At 69.2% G+C, this 15,429-nt stretch carries 11 protein-coding genes; 5 read left to right on the top strand and 6 right to left on the bottom strand.

Annotated elements, in window-relative coordinates:
• Positions 1 to 49: 49 nt before the first annotated feature.
• Positions 50 to 1,120, bottom strand: a complete 1,071-nt coding sequence (locus tag FJV41_RS27275) for a hypothetical protein (protein ID WP_141645494.1) — start codon at positions 1,118 to 1,120, stop codon at positions 50 to 52.
• 122 nt (positions 1,121 to 1,242) lie between these two features.
• Between FJV41_RS27275 and FJV41_RS27270 the strand changes: the two genes are divergently transcribed.
• Positions 1,243 to 1,758: a hypothetical protein gene (locus FJV41_RS27270; RefSeq protein WP_141645493.1), complete on the top strand. Its 516-nt coding sequence runs from the start codon at positions 1,243 to 1,245 to the stop codon at positions 1,756 to 1,758.
• 6 nt (positions 1,759 to 1,764) lie between these two features.
• Here the strand turns inward: FJV41_RS27270 and FJV41_RS27265 are convergent, their stop codons facing one another.
• Positions 1,765 to 3,333, bottom strand: coding sequence for a TonB C-terminal domain-containing protein (locus FJV41_RS27265; protein ID WP_246137443.1), 1,569 nt, complete (start codon positions 3,331 to 3,333; stop codon positions 1,765 to 1,767).
• A gap of 113 nt (positions 3,334 to 3,446) precedes the next feature.
• Between FJV41_RS27265 and FJV41_RS27260 the strand changes: the two genes are divergently transcribed.
• From FJV41_RS27260 to FJV41_RS27245, 4 genes are all read left to right on the top strand, one after another.
• Positions 3,447 to 4,892 carry a nicotinate phosphoribosyltransferase gene (locus FJV41_RS27260; protein WP_141645492.1) on the top strand — a complete coding sequence of 482 codons (1,446 nt, stop codon included), beginning with the start codon at positions 3,447 to 3,449 and terminating at the stop codon, positions 4,890 to 4,892.
• A gap of 25 nt (positions 4,893 to 4,917) precedes the next feature.
• A complete protein-coding gene (locus FJV41_RS27255; RefSeq protein ID WP_141645491.1) occupies positions 4,918 to 5,889 on the top strand; it encodes a nicotinamidase in 972 nt (323 codons plus the stop codon).
• Positions 5,890 to 5,996: 107 nt separating this feature from the next.
• The gene (locus tag FJV41_RS27250) at positions 5,997 to 8,477 is read left to right on the top strand and encodes a type VI secretion system Vgr family protein (RefSeq protein ID WP_141645490.1); all 2,481 of its coding nucleotides are present in this window, start codon (positions 5,997 to 5,999) and stop codon (positions 8,475 to 8,477) included.
• A gap of 24 nt (positions 8,478 to 8,501) precedes the next feature.
• Positions 8,502 to 11,264 carry a peptidoglycan-binding protein gene (locus tag FJV41_RS27245; protein ID WP_141645489.1) on the top strand — a complete coding sequence of 921 codons (2,763 nt, stop codon included), beginning with the start codon at positions 8,502 to 8,504 and terminating at the stop codon, positions 11,262 to 11,264.
• A gap of 24 nt (positions 11,265 to 11,288) precedes the next feature.
• Here the strand turns inward: FJV41_RS27245 and FJV41_RS27240 are convergent, their stop codons facing one another.
• From FJV41_RS27240 to FJV41_RS27225, 4 genes are all read right to left on the bottom strand, one after another.
• Complete coding sequence (locus tag FJV41_RS27240) at positions 11,289 to 11,987, bottom strand: hypothetical protein (RefSeq protein WP_141645488.1); 699 nt, start codon at positions 11,985 to 11,987, stop codon at positions 11,289 to 11,291.
• A 289-nt stretch (positions 11,988 to 12,276) separates the two neighbouring features.
• On the bottom strand, positions 12,277 to 13,395 hold the full coding sequence (locus FJV41_RS27235; protein ID WP_141645487.1) for a glycerate kinase: 1,119 nt from the start codon (positions 13,393 to 13,395) through the stop codon (positions 12,277 to 12,279).
• A 239-nt stretch (positions 13,396 to 13,634) separates the two neighbouring features.
• The gene (locus FJV41_RS27230; protein WP_141645486.1) at positions 13,635 to 14,132 is read right to left on the bottom strand and encodes a YkgJ family cysteine cluster protein; all 498 of its coding nucleotides are present in this window, start codon (positions 14,130 to 14,132) and stop codon (positions 13,635 to 13,637) included.
• Positions 14,133 to 14,183: 51 nt separating this feature from the next.
• A partial coding sequence (locus tag FJV41_RS27225; RefSeq protein WP_246137442.1) for a class I SAM-dependent rRNA methyltransferase occupies positions 14,184 to 15,429 on the bottom strand: 1,246 nt, incomplete at its 5' end.

Genomic DNA, 15,429 nt, shown 5'->3' with positions numbered 1-15,429 from the left:
CGCGCGGAAGCGGGAGTGAGTCCCGCTCCGCGTCGTCGGGCCTCGCCGCTCAGGGCTGGTTCGGGTCCGTGCCGATGCCCTTGAACGGGTTGAAGGTGTACGTCGTGGAGAACTGCGACGCCGGGCTGAAGTAGTAGGCCGCGAGCTTCGCTGGATCATTCGCGATTTCGCCTCGGAGGATGGGGCCGTCGTTCTGGTCATCCCAGCCCCAGGGCGAGTTGGCGGAGTTCGAGCCGCAGTTGCCCGCCACGAGTCCGCAGTCGCCGCTGGTGTCTCCCCGGAACGTCCCGTACGAGGAGAACAGCGTGGTGAGCTCCCGCCTCGGCCAGAGCCCCTCCGCGCCGTAGATGTCCACCAGCTTGTAGCGCACGTCGGAGTCCGTGGCGGACGAGGGCTGCTCGGCGAGCGAGAGGGACGGGAAGTACTTCACGCCGTCACCGACGATGTCGTACGCGGGCCACGCCTTGAGGCCATGGCCCTTGGCCTCCTGCGCGGTGATGGGGTGGAGTTGTCCCTCGAATGAGGCCAGCGACAGCGTGCCGTCGAGCGACTCCGAGCCCGAGCCGAGCGGACTGCCCGAGGGCACGAACGAGAAGAAGTCCTTGTGCGCCACCGTCACCGCGCCGACGAGCGCGCCGTACTCGCTGCCATCGCGCTGGATGACGAGCAGCACGCCCTCGCCGTCGTTCTCGTGCTCGGTGTCGAAGATGCTGTCGGACCAGTCTCGCGGGTGGAAGAACGTGTAGAGCAGGTACCAGTGCGTGCTCGTCTCCACCACGGACTGATACGCATGCGCGGAGAGCACGCGCGAGCCGGTGTTGTCCCAGTTGTTCGTCCCGCTCCAATCCCCGTCGAAGTCCACGCGGGTGAGGAAGTCGGACTTGCCGCTGAGCGAGTGCGAGCCCGTCACGTCCACGTCCTGGTAGTGGATGGGCGCCCACCGCTTCGTCAGGGCCGCGCGCGCCGCCGTGGAGCCCACACCATCGAGCAGCGCCCGCCGCGCCTCTCCGAACGGGTCGTCTTCCGAAGAGCCCTCACCGCAGCCGGGCAGCAACGCGAAGGTCAACGCGACGACAGTGAGGACGAGGACATCGGAAACACGACGGAGGAGCGACGTCATGCGGGCCTGCCTTTCGGGAGGCGGACACTCCATGTCATCCAGGATGGGTTGTGAAGACGGTCTTTCGTGAAGAGCGCGTTAAGCCCGAGTGACCTGGTGGTTCCAGGGGGAGGTCCGTCGGGATGCGCATGAGTCCTTGGTGGGTGGTGCCGTCGATGTTGGGGCTGTCGTCGTTCGCTGGGGCGCAGGTGCCCCAGGCAGGGGTGTCCTCGTTACCCCTGGAGCGGCGGGCGAAGTCGTATGTCGATGAGGTGAGCTATTTTCAGACGGAGGTGGAGTTCCAGGCGTGGTTCGAGCTCCGCGCTCACCTGCGGCAGAACTTCGACGACATCTGTGGCGACACGTTCTGTGAGGGGGACTACGCGAACATCGAGTCCATCGTGTTTCGCTGTTCGGTGGAGACGCGGACGGGTGTCATCGGGCAGTGCCTCTGGGTGTTCGGTGGGAGCGCCGAGAACATCGATTCGCGCACGGGAGTCATCTCCACGCAGACGCGGACATGGGCCTGCAGGAGTCCGCTGGCGCGTGGCACGACGATGGCGAAGCTGCTGACGGCGCTCGCGGGGCCGGAGCCGCTCTACGCGACGTTGCCGGGGACGAGCACGACGCTCTACGACGGCCTGGTGGACTGCCTTTAGGTCGCGCTAGCGAAGCTCGACGAGGCGCACGCGCTTGTAGATGCGCTTGTCCAGGGGCAGGCGGGTGTCGATGAAGCCGAGCGCCTCGTCGAACTCGAAGGTGAAGGTGGGAATGGGCGGGCTGATGGAGATGATCAGCTCGAACTCCCAGAGGCTGACGATGCGCTCGCGGCTCCCCACGGCTTCGGCGGGCGGCGGTGGGAGTTTCTCCGCGGCGGAGCGCACGTCCTTCACCGCCTCCTGGTCCACTTGAGGCTGGTGGCTGGGCTCCACGAGCAAGACGTCGAGCAGGCGTCCCTGGCGGTCCTGGACGACGCGGATGAGGGCTCGGCGCGTGGAGCGGAAGCCTTCGCGCATCTTCTCGCGCAGCTCGCTGCGCATGCGCAGGGCCGGGTCTCCCACCGTGCTGGTCGGACGGCGCTTGTCGTCCACGGGCTGGTTGTTCGCGACGAACGCGCCCGAGGAGCCGTAGTTGGCGGCGCGCTCGCTCCAGGCGCGGCCATAGGCGCGACTGCGCTCCATGCCCATGTCGAAGTAGCCCTGGAGGCCGTGCTCCTTCACGGAGCGGTCCGCGTCCCACAAGGCGACCAGCTTCTTGCCGAGCTGGCTGAAGTAGGGATGCACGAGCCCTCGGTCCACCTTGCCGCGCCCCACGCTCTCCGAGACGAGGTCCTCCACGAGCGCCTGGGGCGTGGGGGATTTGCGTGCGTCACGGATTCCCACGTCGGGCGCCGACGTCGTGTCGCTCAGTCGCATCGGCGCCGCCTGGGTCCGAGCCGCCAGGAGCAGTCGCGAGCCGGAGGGCTCCGATAGTCGTGTGGAGTCCGCGGTCCGCGCCATGCTCTCCGGCGCGAGCGCGAAATCCGTGAGCGCGCTGGAAGAGGGCGCCGCGCGCGGAACATCGTTGGCGAGGAGCGGATTGGCGCGGGGGAGGTCGCTCACGGAGCCGCGTGGCGCGTGTTCCCTCGCCAGGTCGATGGGCGGCGATGTATCGGCGAGTGCGTCGCTCGGCACGCGGGGCTCGCGTTCCGGTGCCTGCTGCGCGGCGGCGGACGTGTCGGTTCGCGGGCTGCTCCGCTCATTCTCTCGAGCGAAATCAGCGGGGGATGTATCGGTCCGCGGGCTGCTCGGCTCACTCTCTTGTGCACGCTCGGCGGTGGCGGCCGTATCGGCCAGTGGTGTGGTCGAGGCGTGGGGCGTGCTCTGTCGTGCTCGTTCCGTGGCGGCGGACATCTCTGTCGCCGAGTTGCTCGGTGGAGGAGGCCCGCTCTCTTCGGCTCGCGGCGTGGAGTCGGGCGCATGGGGAAGCGTCTTGTCTCCACGTGGGCGCTCAGTGAGCGCCTGCTTGTGCGCGCTCGACGCCTTCGGGGGACGTGCCTCGCTCTCCTGTGCCGGGTTCGCCACGGCCGACGAGGTCACCTCCACCTCCACCCATTCCAGCTCGGCGGGGCGGGGGAGGGCTGCCGGTGCCCGCGTGGCTGGAGGCATCCCGTCGACGGCCAGCCACAGCAGCCCGTGCACGGCCACACTGGCCGCGAGCGCGGGGAGCAGGCGTCGGGAGGGGGCCGGCGACATGGACTCTGCTTTTAATCGAGTCGACACCGCACGCCCGGGAAAGCGAGCCAGAAGGGTAGGAAACCCATCATGGCGCGCGTAGTCTCAAGAAACACCGGAGGAAGGCACCCAGGATGGCGACCTCGCTGCTCGCGACGGATGGCTACAAGTTCAGCATGGCGGAGGCCGGCTGGCCGTTGCGCCGGGAGACGTTCTATTACTCACACCGCAAGGGCGGTCTCCAGGTCATGCCCCTGGACCTGGCCGCCTACGTGCGCTCGCTCCTCCCTGAACCGAAGCCCGAGGACTACGACTTTCTCGCGCGCTACGACTACGAGATGGGCGTGGGCTTCAAGGCCGCCATCCTCCGCAAGGAGAAGCTCTCCATCCGCGCCATTCCGCGCGGCACGCTCTTCTTCCCGCGCGAGCCCATCCTCACCCTCACCGGCCCCTCCGCCCTGGTCTCCTGGGTGGAGCCGCTGCTGCTCCAGCTCAACTTCCGCATCCAGGTCGCCACCCAGGCCCTGATGGACCGGGATGTGCTGGCCCGCGCGCTCGCCCGCGTCACCTGCGAGGAGCAGAAGACCATCGCCCTGGAGACGCTCGACGCGGTGGGCGTCAAGCCCGTGCCCATCACCGTGGACTCGGACGGGTATGCCCAGCGCGTGCGCGCCACCGTCCAGGAACTCGTCGACGTGGTGGAGGACCCCGCGCGCATCTTCGAGGTGGGCCTGCGCGCGGCGACCTGTCTGGGGCAGCACGACATCGCCCTGCGCGCCTGCAAGGACGTGGGCGTGACGCGCACCAGCAACGTGGAGGGCGCGCGCTCGCTGGGGATGATGCCGGTGGGCACCATGGGGCACGAACACATCCAGCGCTACGGCTCGGATGATGCCGCGTTCCGCGCCATGCGCGAGCGCCGCCCCCAGCGCTCCAGCTACCTGCTGGACACCTTCGACACGCTCACCTCGGGCATCCCCGCCGCCTTCCAGCTCATCCGCGAGGACCCGGGCTCCGGCGACTCCATCCGCTTCGACTCCGGCAACAAGAAGCTCCAGTACCTCTACGCCGTGACGCGCGCGCGCGACATGGGCATCAAGCCCGTCAACATCCTCGAGGATGGTCTGGACGCGGAGGCCACTCGCGAGTTCGAGGAGCTGCGGCGACAGGTGGGCTGGGATCCGAGCGCGCAGTTCTACGGCTACGGCGGCCACATCGTCGCGCGCACCATGGACTGCCCCTTCACGCGCGACAGGGTGGCCGCCATCTACAAGCTGTCGCAGACGGGCCCCCAGCCGGTGATGAAGTTCGGCAACGAGCTGGCCGAGGGCAAGCAGAGCATCCCCGGCACTCCCGTCCTCTTCCGCCGTCGGCATGGCTCCGGCCCCATTGGCCTCGTGGGCCAGGAAGGCGAGCCGGTGCCGGAGGGCTACTTCCCGCTCATGGAGGCCGAGCCGGAGAAGCCGTCCCTGGTGGGCGCGCTGGAGGCGAGCGCGGAGCCCGCGAAGATTGCCCAGACTCCCGCCACGAAGGCGCTCGTCGAGGAGCTGACGCGGCGTCACTTCCCCAAGGGCCGCTGATACAGGCCCACCCCTGGAGGACCGCATGTCGCTGCCCATCCCCCGCTTCCACGAGGACGCCCGCTCGGGTCAGCTCTACCTGGAGCGCACCGCCGAGGTCGCCGACGAGGCCCGACGCTATGTCGCCGAGCACGGCGTGCGCCCCGCGCGCGAGGACCGGGTGCGCATCGCCGCCTTCGGTATCGACGTGCAGGTGGCCTTCTGCACCCCCGGCGCCAGCCTCTTCGTCCCCGGCGCCGTCGAGGACACCCAGCGCACGCTGCGCTGGCTCTACTCGCACCTCAACCGGGTGACGGAGCTGGTGTTCTCGCTCGACACCCATCGCATCTTTCAAATCTTCCATCCCGCCTGGTGGAAGGACGCGGAGGGACGGCACCCCGCGCCGATGACGCAGGTGTCCGTGGCGGATGTCCGCTCCGGCCGCTGGCGGGCCACGCGCTTTCCGGAAGAGAGCCTGGAGTACTGCGAGCGCCTGGAGGCGCAGGCGCGCTACGTGCTCACCATCTGGCCGTACCATGCGCTGCTCGGGGGCCTGAGCCACGCGCTGGTGCCGGCGTTCTACGAGGCGAGCGTGTTCCACGCCCTGGCGCGGGACACGGCCACCCACTTCGAGCTGAAGGGCGAGCACCCGCTCACGGAGAACTACTCCGTGCTCATGCCCGAGGTGACGGAGGTGAAGGGGCAGCGTGTGGGCGAATTCAATACGCGCCTCTTCGAGCGGCTGATGACGTTTGATCGCCTCTACGTCTTCGGTCAGGCCAAGTCGCACTGCGTCCTGTCCACGCTGAGGGACCTCCGGGAGCACATCGAGCGGACGGACCGCTCGAAGATGGGGCGGGTCCACATCCTGGTGGACGCGATGAGCCCGGTGCCCGCGCCGCCGCTGGAGCCGCTTCCGCCCTCGCTGGACTTCCCACGACTGGCGGACGAGGCCATCGAGGAGCTGCGGCGGGCGGGGATGCGGGTGGTGCGCACCACGGAGCCGCTGGACGTTTGAGCCGGACTTCCGGCGTGGGGCGTGCGCCGGGATTCACTCGGTGTGGTAGAATTCCGCCTCCGTCCCCGGCCTGCCGTTGATGGCTTGCCGCTGGTGAAGGGGGAGTCATGTCACGACAGAGCTCACCGGCGTTCTCGCTGAAGGTCGGCCCCCATGGCCCGGACGGGTTGGGCGTGTCGGGTGTCTCCGGCTCCGAGGGCCTCAGCCGGCTGTACGACTTCCGTGTGGACTTCTTCACGGTGGACGCCGAGCCGCTCGAAGTGGCGGAGCTCGTGGGCCAGGACGCCCTGGTGACGTTCTCCGTGCGGGATTTCGCCGCCCGGCACGTTCACGGCTGGGTGCGCGAGGTGGAAGCCCTGGGGATGAAGACGGGGCGCAGGCGTTACCGGGCGCACGTGGTGCCGCGGTTGTGGCGACTGACGCAGGCCCACAAGAGCCGCATCTTCCAGGAGAAGACCGTCCCGGACATCCTCAAGGCGGTGCTGAAGGAGAACGGCATCGAGGTGCGCGCGGCCCTGTCCGCCGCCTACGCGCCGCGCGAGTACTGCGTGCAGTACCGCGAGACGGACTTCGCCTTCCTCAGTCGGCTGATGGAGTGGGAGGGCATCTTCTACTTCTTCGAGCACGCCGAGGACGGGCACACGCTGGTGCTGGGCGACAAGCCGAGCGCGCACGCGCCGCTGCCGCAGGGCAAGGCACTGCCCCTGCGTCCCAGTCTGGGCAAGGCGGTGGTGGAGGAGGAGTACCTCTCCGCGTTGGAAGTGGTGCACCGGCTGCGTCCGGGCGCCGTGCACCTGAAGGACTACGACTTCGAGAAGCCCGCGCTGGATGTCTCCGGAAAGACGGAGGCCGCGGAGGGCGTGACGGCGCTGGAGCTCTACGACTATCCCGCAGGCTACGTGACACCGGGCGTGGGCAAGTCCACGTCGAGCGTGCGCGTGGAGGAGGCCACGGTGGGAGGCCGGACGCTCGCGGGTGACAGCGTGGCGCCTCGGCTGACGCCGGGGTTCCTGCTGGAGGTGGAGCTGTCCGAGGAGGACGTCTTCGCGGGCGAGTACCTGGTCACCGACGTGGTGCACTCGGGCCTGCAGCCGGACGTCTCCGGGGGCAGCGAGTCGCTCCAGGGGCTCTATCGCAACCAGTTCCAGCTCCTGCCCAAGGCGGTGCCCTTCCGGCCGCGCCGCAAGACGCCGCCGCCGCGCATCGCGGGCCTGCAGACGGCCACGGTGGTGGGGCCCTCCGGCGAGGAGATACACACCGACGCGCATGGCCGCGTGAAGGTCCAGTTCCACTGGGACCGCGAGGGCAAGAGGGACGAGAAGGCCTCCTGCTGGGTGCGCGTGGGCCAGCCGTGGGGCGGTCCGGCCTGGGGCGACGTGTGGCTGCCGCGCATCGGTCAGGAGGTGGTGGTGCGCTTCCTGGAAGGCGACCCGGACCGACCGCTGGTGGCGGGCGCCGTCTACAACGGCTCCAACATGGCGCCGTACCCGCTGCCGGACGAGAAGACGAAGAGCACTCGCAAGAGCGCGTCGAGCCCGGGCAGCGACGGCTTCAACGAGGTGCGCGTCGAGGATTCGACGGGCGCGGAGGAGATCTTCACCCACGCGCAGAAGGACGAAGACCTGCTCACGGAGAACAACAAGGACCAGCAGGTCGGTGGGTACGAGTCGCTGCTGGTGAAGAAGGACCGCAAGCGCACGGTGGAGGGGTTCCAGTCGTTGCTGGTGAAGAAGCACGACGTGGCGGTGGTGGAGGGCAACCAGTCGCTGCTGGTGGAGAAGGACCGTGAGAGCACCACGCTCGGGAGCCACGACGAGGCGGTCGACGGCAACCAGGTGATGTCGGTGGGCGGCAACCTCTTCGTGGATGTCTCCAAGGCTTCATCGGAGATGGTGGGCGCGGCGAAGGCCACCACGATTGGCGGAGCGCTGGCGGTGTCCGTCGCGCTGGCCTTGAACGAGGCGACCGGAGGTGTGAAGTCGCTTCAGGTCGGTGCCGCGCACTTCGAGAACGTCATGGGTCACCGCAGCGAGACGGTGGCGGAGAAGACGGAGCGGAAGGTCGGCACCGACTGGAAGACCGAGGTGAAGGGCGGCGCCACGGTGACGGTGGGCAAGGACCTGAAGGAAGAGGTGAAGGGCCTGTTCCAGATTGCCGTCAAGGAGGAGACGACCTTGATGGCCAAGACGTACTCGCTCAAGTCCGACAAGCTCTCCGTCATCGTCAACGGGAACCTGGCGTTGCAGGTGGAGAAGTCCGGCAACGTGAAGCTCTACGCCAAGACGCTCACGCTGGATGGCTCCGAGGTGAAGTTCAAGGGCGCCAAGGTGAAGATGGAGGCGGCGGGTTCGGCGAAGAGCGAGTCCATCAGCCTCAAGGAGATTGGAAAGCTGCCGCCGGCCGAGTCGGGCTCGATGAAAATCAAGATGAAGAGCCGGAGCGGCGGGTCCGTGGAGGGGCGCGAGTTCGAGCTCAAGCTGCCGGATGGCAGTGTCCGCAAGGGCACGCTGGACGGGCAGGGCGGCGCGAAGCTCGACAAGCTGCCGGAAGGTGAGTCCGTGCTGTCGTTCCCGAAACCGCAGGGCTGATTCGCTGGAAGGACCCAACTCGCAATGAGCACACGGCACAAGGTCAAGCAGGGGGAGTGGCTCTCGAAGATTGCTCGGCAGTATGGGTTCGCCAAGTGGCAGGAACTCTGGGACCACCCGGACAACGCGCCCCTGCGCGCGAAGCGGACGAATCCGTTCTGCCTCCAGGTGGATGACGAGGTGGTCATCCCGGAGCTGCCGGGACTCAAGGTCTCCGCGGGCTCCAGCTACAGCTTGCAGGGCGGAGACCCGCCGGACCGCATCCGGCTGGGAATGCGACGGGCGAACGCGCCGCTGGGGCTCAAGCGCTACGAGCTGAAGCTGGGCGAGAAGTTGCTGAAGGGGACGCTCACCTTCCAGGGGCTCCTGGACCAGCCGCTGCCACCGGAAGCGACGGAGGCCACGCTCAAGGTCTGGACCTCCGAGGAGCCCGAGCTGTCGTGTGAGTGGCAGTTGAAGCTGGGCCACCTGGACCCGCTGGATGCGCTCAGTGGCGTGCAGGCGCGACTGGCGAACCTGGGTTGGTACAACGGCCCCATCAACAACGAGCTGACGGAGGACACCCGCACGGCGCTGGCCAGCTTCCAGTTGGCGCTGCTCCTGACTCCCACGGGTGAGCTGAGCAAGGAGACGCTCGAGAGCCTCGCGGACCGGCACGAGCAGAACGGAGGCACGGAGGTCCTGCCGCCGTCCTTCGGGTCGGACGATGACGAGGAGGAAGTCGAGGAGGGTGGAGGCTCACCAGGTGGTGAGTCGTCGGCGGGAGCGGGAGCACCTCCGCCCCCTGCGACGGGTTCGGCGAGTGCGAGTCCGCAAGGTGGTGGTTCGAGCACGGGTGGCTCGGCGAGCGGCACGGGCACGGGTGGCTCGGCGAGCGGCACGGGTGGCTCGGGCACGACGACGGGCGCGACCGCGCAGAGCGGCACGGGCACGGGTGGCTCGGGCACGACGACGGGCGCGACCGCGCAGAGCGGTACTGGCACGGGTGGCTCGGGCACGACGACCGCCGCGACGGGGCAGACTGGCGGAGGGACCGCGACGGGCGGCGCGGCGACGGGTGGCACGGCTGCCGCCGCCACCGCGCAGCAGAGCGCCACGGCCGTGGACACGCACCGCTACGGTGGCTTCGTCCTCCAGCGAAGGGACCGCGACGACCAGCACCGCTGGGGTGGCGCGGTACAGCCTGTCGCCCAGGGCAACAACGGCGCTCCCACCCTGGTCGCTCCCGGTACTGGCACCGTGGGCAATGCCCTCACTGCGCCCACGCACGTGCTCCGGCTCCAGCGTGACCTGCGCGAGCTGGGCTTCCTCATCGGCGGCACTCCGGACGGCGCCTTCGGACTGGGCACCGACTGGGCCGTGCGCGAGTTCCAGATCTACTCGAAGATGGAGAACGTCGCGCAGGAGGACACCGCCAACACGAGCACCAACTACGTGGAGCGGCTGTCCCAGGTGGCCAACACCCAGGTCTACCAGGGCGCGGTCAGCGGCATCGTCAACGACGACACCGAGCAGCGCATCCGTCACTGGCTCACCAATCGTTGGCGCTGCCCCGTCATCGTCCGGGCGATGAACGTGGCGAACGGCAACCCCACCACGGTCTTCCAGGACAACCTCTGGCGGCACGACGACTGCGCCAACACCGCGCCGCGCATCTACGTGCGCGACTTCACCGGCTACTACACGCTGCCCACCGGCCGGAACGAGGACGACCTGCGCGTGCTGGGCACGTACACCACCTATCCCAGCTACGGCGGGCCGGTGAGCATGCCCACCCGACACACGTGGGCGACCTCGGAGTTGCTGCCGTCCAACCTGGTGGGCGTCGCCAACTACAACTCGATGACGGCCTCCCAGCGCTCCACCTACAAAGTGGTCCGCGCCGCCGCCGAGCAGGAGAACCTGGGGTACTTCGACTCGCTCAACGCCTACGACAACGCCTTCATCTCACTGGGGCCGTGTCACTGGACGCTGGGCATCCTCTTCGCCGGCAGCGCCGAGCCCTCCGAGGGTGAGCTGTGCGGCTTCCTCGCCTACCTGCGCTCCAGCAACCAGGCCGCCTTCGAGGAGGCCATCGAGTTCTTCGGCCTGCGCATCGACGAGGACTGGGACGCGGGGGCCGGCAACGGCGCCACGCTCTACAGCAGCAGTGGCAAGAAGTACTCGGGTTGGCCCGCGCAGCAGCGCGACGACGCGACCTGGGCGCGGATGGACGAGACGGAATCGGCGGGCAACTACTACAAAACGTATCACTGGTACTACCGCTTCCAGATGGCGGGACGGACCATCGAGGGATTCCAGCGCGCCATGTGGAACGCGGCCCGCATCCGCCTGCGAGACATCCGCGACACGCCCTGGGGCACGGGTGTGGCCAACGTGGGCACCGGCGCCAACGCGCGTGCTCCGACCGTCGGCGACGTGGCGACGTCCGAGAAGCTCATGGGCATCCTGCTGCGCTGGCACATCTTCCGTCCCGGCCATGTCGCGGCGCAGAACTCCGCGGGGCAGCGGCTGCGCAATGCCTTCACCGCCGCGAAGCAGGCGAACCCCACGCTCAATTGGACCCAGGCCCCCAACCTCTGGACCAACGCGCACGAGACGGCGCTCATCACCCACATTCTCGCGGAAGCCTCCAGCGTGAATGACTCGGTGGACAACGTGGCGAACTGGCCGGGCTGGCTTGGGGGCACGGTGCAGACGACGAATCCGCGCAACTACCAGCTCGCGCTGCCCGCGGGCACCACGCTGTTGTCGACGCGCAACTCGTTCAACTTCGACGTGCCTTGAGTCGCCGGGAGGCGGAGTCGCCCGTCAGGGCTTCTCCGTCTCCGTGGATGCGTCCTGGTAGGTGTCGCCCTGGAAGCGCATCGTCACGCGCTTCGTCGTGGGCGCATCGAGCGTGCCGCCCTTTTCCCGGTGCACCACGTCGCGCCAGCCCTGGGTGCGGGTGTCCAGCGGCTTGAGCTCCAGCGTGTACTCGGGGCCCCAGACGGGGGCGTACCGGTCTCCGCTGCAGTGGACGTAGAGGGCCTGCACGGTGGCGCCATCGCTCCCGGCGTCCGTGGGGAAGACGACGTAGAGGTCCTGCTGGCCACGGCCGTCCAGGTCCACTTCCGCCGCGCGCAGGGCCTTTCCATGGCCAGGGTCCGGCTCCACCTGAAGGGCAGGGCGCGTGCCCTTGCCCACCGTGGTGATGCGGAAGGTCTCATCGCGTGCGCAGGGACCCGATGCGGACGCCGTGGGAGCGGGGCTGCCCGCGCCTGGGGCTGTCGCGGGCGGTGTCGTGGACGCGGGGCTTGGGTTGCCTCCCGTGCCCTGTGCCGTCGTGGCCCCCGTGCTTGGGTTGCCTCCCGCGCCCGGAGCCGTCGTGTTGCCAGTGCTCGCGTTGCCTTTCGTGCCAGTGGCCGGCGTGACCCCGGAGTTCGAGCTTCCGCCCGTGCCCTGCGCCATCGTGGAGGGAGATGCACTCGTGCCCGGCGCATGGCCCGTGCCGCCAGTTCCCTGACCCATCACCGGAGAATCCGCACGGGAGGGCGGAGGGGCTTCACCACTTCGAGCCTGGGACGAGGGGGACGCCGAGGCGGTGCGGAGCGAGCCCTCGGTGCAGGCGGACGCAAGGCATGCTGCGGTAGCGGCGAGCAGGACGTGGCGCATGGCTGTGAAGTGTACCGCTCCCTCCCGTGCGTGTGCAGGCGCGCGCGCCCCATCCCCTTGCCGAGCGCCTCGCGGGAGAGCCCTCCCGCGCCACAGGACAGGTCTCCTTGTGCGGCGGCCTTCATCCCGGGCGAGGCCTAGACTGTCAGCGACCGGACTTGAGCCGCGCCACCGTCCATCGCGCCACGGCTTCACGGAGCACGTCCGCCGCCGAGGCCCCCGGACGCGCCTGGGCGCTCAGGTCCACCACCGTGTGGAACAAGTCCAACTCCAGTCCCTCATCGCGCTGCACCGAGCCCGCGAACAGCTCCACCGGCGTGCCGTGCTCTCGCGCCAGTCGCGCCAGCCCACCAGGCCCCTTGCCCAGGGACGTCTGCCGGTCGAAGCGGCCCTCGCCCGTGAGCACCACCTCCGCGAGCAACACGCGCCGCTCCAGCCCCAGCGCGCGCGACACCAACTCATACCCGGGCACCAGTCGCGCACCCGCGAGCGCCGTCAATCCGAAACCGAAGCCGCCAGCGGCGCCCGCACCGGGCCAACCCGCCGCCGTGTCGCCCACCACGCGCGCGAAGTGCGCCAGCGCCGCTTCCAGCGCCTCGACCACCTCCGCGTCCGCGCCCTTCTGCGGACTGAACAGGTGCGCGGCGCCATCTGCCCCGAGCAGCGGCGACGTGACATCCGTGGCACCCATCAGCTCCACCTGTCCGAGCCGGGGATGACGCTCCGTCGCCTCCACCCGAGCCAGCGCCGCCAGCGCGCCTCCACCCGGCGGCAGCGGGTTGCCGTGCACGTCCAGGAAGCGATAGCCCAATGCCGTCAACGCGCCCGTGCCGCCGTCTGTCGTGGCGCTGCCACCCAGGCCGACGATGAGCCGCTCGCAGCCCGCGTCCAGCGCGGCGCGCATCAGCTCGCCCGTGCCATACGTGGAGGCCCGTCGCGCGTTGCTCGGAGTGGGCTCCATCCGCGTCAGCCCGGACGCCGCCGCCATCTCCACCACCGCGGTGCGGCCATCCTCCAGCAAGGCCCAGTGGGCCTCCACCTGCTGACCCAACGGACCATGCACATGGCACACGCGGCGCTCGCCCCGCGTGCCCGACAGCAGCGCGTCCACCGTGCCAGGGCCACCATCCGCGAGCGGGGCGACATCCAGCACCACCTCGGGCGAGATTTCCCGCACGCCCTTGGCCATGGCCTCGGCGGCTTCCGCGGCCGTGAGGGTGCCCTTGAACTCCTGCGGTGCCACGAGCCAGCGAGGAGAAATCACGGCAGCGACTCCCGACTTTTCATCGGGTGGCTTCGATGACCTGTCGCTCCCTGCATCCGACTTCTCCGCAAGCCCACGCCTCCGCATCCGATTGACGCTGCAATCATTGCCCCGTCAGCGGACGAGTTCACCCTGATACATGCGCTCCTGTTATCAAAACTCCCGAATTGCAACGTTGCCTTGACTCCAAGAGCCGGATTCATCGCAGACCGGGTGCGGGCGCGGTACAGACAGACCCGTCAGGGTGTCTGTCGCGACGCCGCCGAGGCGATTGCCTCCGCGTGCCATTCGAGCAGGGGACGCGGCGCTTTCAGCGTGGCATCCCGGCTCTGGGACACGCGCTCCAGGCGCTCGAGCAGCACTCCCACGGTCTCCGCGGGTTGGCGTGCGGGGCCGCGAATGCGCTCGCAGAAGAACGTGCGGCAGCCGAACGGACGGTCCGCGTACACGGTGCAGCGCTTGCCCGCCGCATCCAGGTAGGGGCACCCGCCGTCCGCGCGGGGTGGGGGCAGGGGGCGGCCCTTCGTCAGGAGTTCCCATTCGGGCAGCCACAGCCAGGGCTGGCGGCCCGTCGTGGCCAGCTGGCAGCACTCGCCGCTGGCGGAACACGAGAAGGGGACGTAGGCGGCGTCCGCTTGACGGTAGATGGTGCGCACTTCCTTCAGTGCGCGCTCCTTCTCGCGAGTGCCCCCTGGCGCGCGCGAGTCCTCGTCTTCATCCCAGTCCCGGGTCCGCATGGTCAGCGCCGTTGTCTCATGCCACCGGAGCGCGGGTCGATGCGGGGGGCCTCACAGGGCGCGCAGCACGTAACACTTCAGGTAGCGGGTTTCCCGCAGGTTGAGCAGCACGGGGTGGTCCTTGCCGGCGCCACGTCGCTCGATGATCTGCATGCGGCGGCGCGCATCCGCGGCGGCGGAGGCGAGCATGTCCTCGAACGCCTGCTCGTCCACGTGGTACGTGCAGCTCGCGGTGATGAGGATGCCGCCGGGCCGCAATAGCTGCATGGCGCGGAGGTTGATTTCCTTGTAGCCGCGCACCGCGGCGGCGATGGCGTCCTTGTTCTTCGCGAAGGACGGCGGGTCCAGGACGATGGTGTCGAACTTGCGACCCTCGTCCACGGCGTCGCGCAGGAAGTCGAAGGCGTTGGCCACCACGACGTTCAGGTTGGAGAGCTTGTTGGCGGCGGCGTTGTCGCGCAGCTGGGCGGCCGCCAGCTCCGAAATCTCCACCGCCGTGACGCTCTGGGCGCGCGTGGCGAGCTGGAGGGCGAAGCCTCCCACATACGAGAAGCAGTCCAGCGCCTCGCCATGGGCGTACTGCGCGGCGACGACGTGGTTCTCCCGCTGGTCCAGGAACGCGCCCGTCTTCTGTCCCTCGAGCAGGTCCGCGCGCACGCGCACCAGGCCCTCGTCGAAGGAGACGGGGCCGGGCGCCTCGCCGCGCAGCATGCCCTTCTCCGGCGTCAGGCCTTCCAAGTGACGCACGCTCACGTCCGAGCGATTGACGATGCCTTTGGGCTGGAACTGCTCCTGCAACAGGTCCGCGATGAGCGCCTTGCGCTGCTCCACGGCGGGCACCAGGAACTGGACGCTGAGGTAGTCGCCGTAGCGGTCCACCACGAGGCCCGGAATCCCGTCCGCCTCGCCGTGCATCAGCCGGTACGTCGTCTCGCCCGGGAGCGCGCGGGTGCGCAGGGCCTGCGCGGCCAGCAGGCGCTGACGGAAGAAGTCGTCGTCCACGGCCACGTCGTCGAAGCTGAGCCAGCGCAGCGAAATCTTCGACTGGCGCGAATAGAACGCCTTGCCGATGAACCAGCCGCGCCCGTCCACCACGCGCACCACCTCGCCGCCGACGAGGCCCGGGTCGCCGTTGAGGTCCGCGCGATAAATCCACGGGTGCCCCGCCTGCCAGCGGTCCACGCCCCGGCGCACCAGGGAGACCTGGGGCAGCCCGTCCGGGCCAATCTCGGGGGAAGTCCGGTCCGGGGCGACCTTTTCGGGACGGTGGTGGGGGCGGCCACGGCCCGAACCGTGA

Source organism: Myxococcus llanfairpwllgwyngyllgogerychwyrndrobwllllantysiliogogogochensis (assembly GCF_006636215.1).
In the GTDB taxonomy this organism is placed as follows: Bacteria; Myxococcota; Myxococcia; order Myxococcales; family Myxococcaceae; genus Myxococcus; species Myxococcus llanfairpwllgwyngyllgogerychwyrndrobwllllantysiliogogogochensis.
This window is presented reverse-complemented; position numbering and strand designations above follow the sequence as displayed.

Bases quoted from the DNA above. Each gene is read 5' to 3' on its own strand.
- FJV41_RS27275 (WP_141645494.1), bottom strand. From the start codon at position 1,120: ATGACGTCGCTCCTCCGTCGTGTTTCCGATGTCCTCGTCCTCACTGTC.
- FJV41_RS27270 (WP_141645493.1), top strand. From the start codon at position 1,243: ATGCGCATGAGTCCTTGGTGGGTGGTGCCGTCGATGTTGGGGCTGTCG.
- FJV41_RS27265 (WP_246137443.1), bottom strand. From the start codon at position 3,333: ATGTCGCCGGCCCCCTCCCGACGCCTGCTCCCCGCGCTCGCGGCCAGT.
- FJV41_RS27260 (WP_141645492.1), top strand. From the start codon at position 3,447: ATGGCGACCTCGCTGCTCGCGACGGATGGCTACAAGTTCAGCATGGCG.
- FJV41_RS27255 (WP_141645491.1), top strand. From the start codon at position 4,918: ATGTCGCTGCCCATCCCCCGCTTCCACGAGGACGCCCGCTCGGGTCAG.
- FJV41_RS27250 (WP_141645490.1), top strand. From the start codon at position 5,997: ATGTCACGACAGAGCTCACCGGCGTTCTCGCTGAAGGTCGGCCCCCAT.
- FJV41_RS27245 (WP_141645489.1), top strand. From the start codon at position 8,502: ATGAGCACACGGCACAAGGTCAAGCAGGGGGAGTGGCTCTCGAAGATT.
- FJV41_RS27240 (WP_141645488.1), bottom strand. From the start codon at position 11,987: ATGGGTCAGGGAACTGGCGGCACGGGCCATGCGCCGGGCACGAGTGCA.
- FJV41_RS27230 (WP_141645486.1), bottom strand. From the start codon at position 14,132: ATGCGGACCCGGGACTGGGATGAAGACGAGGACTCGCGCGCGCCAGGG.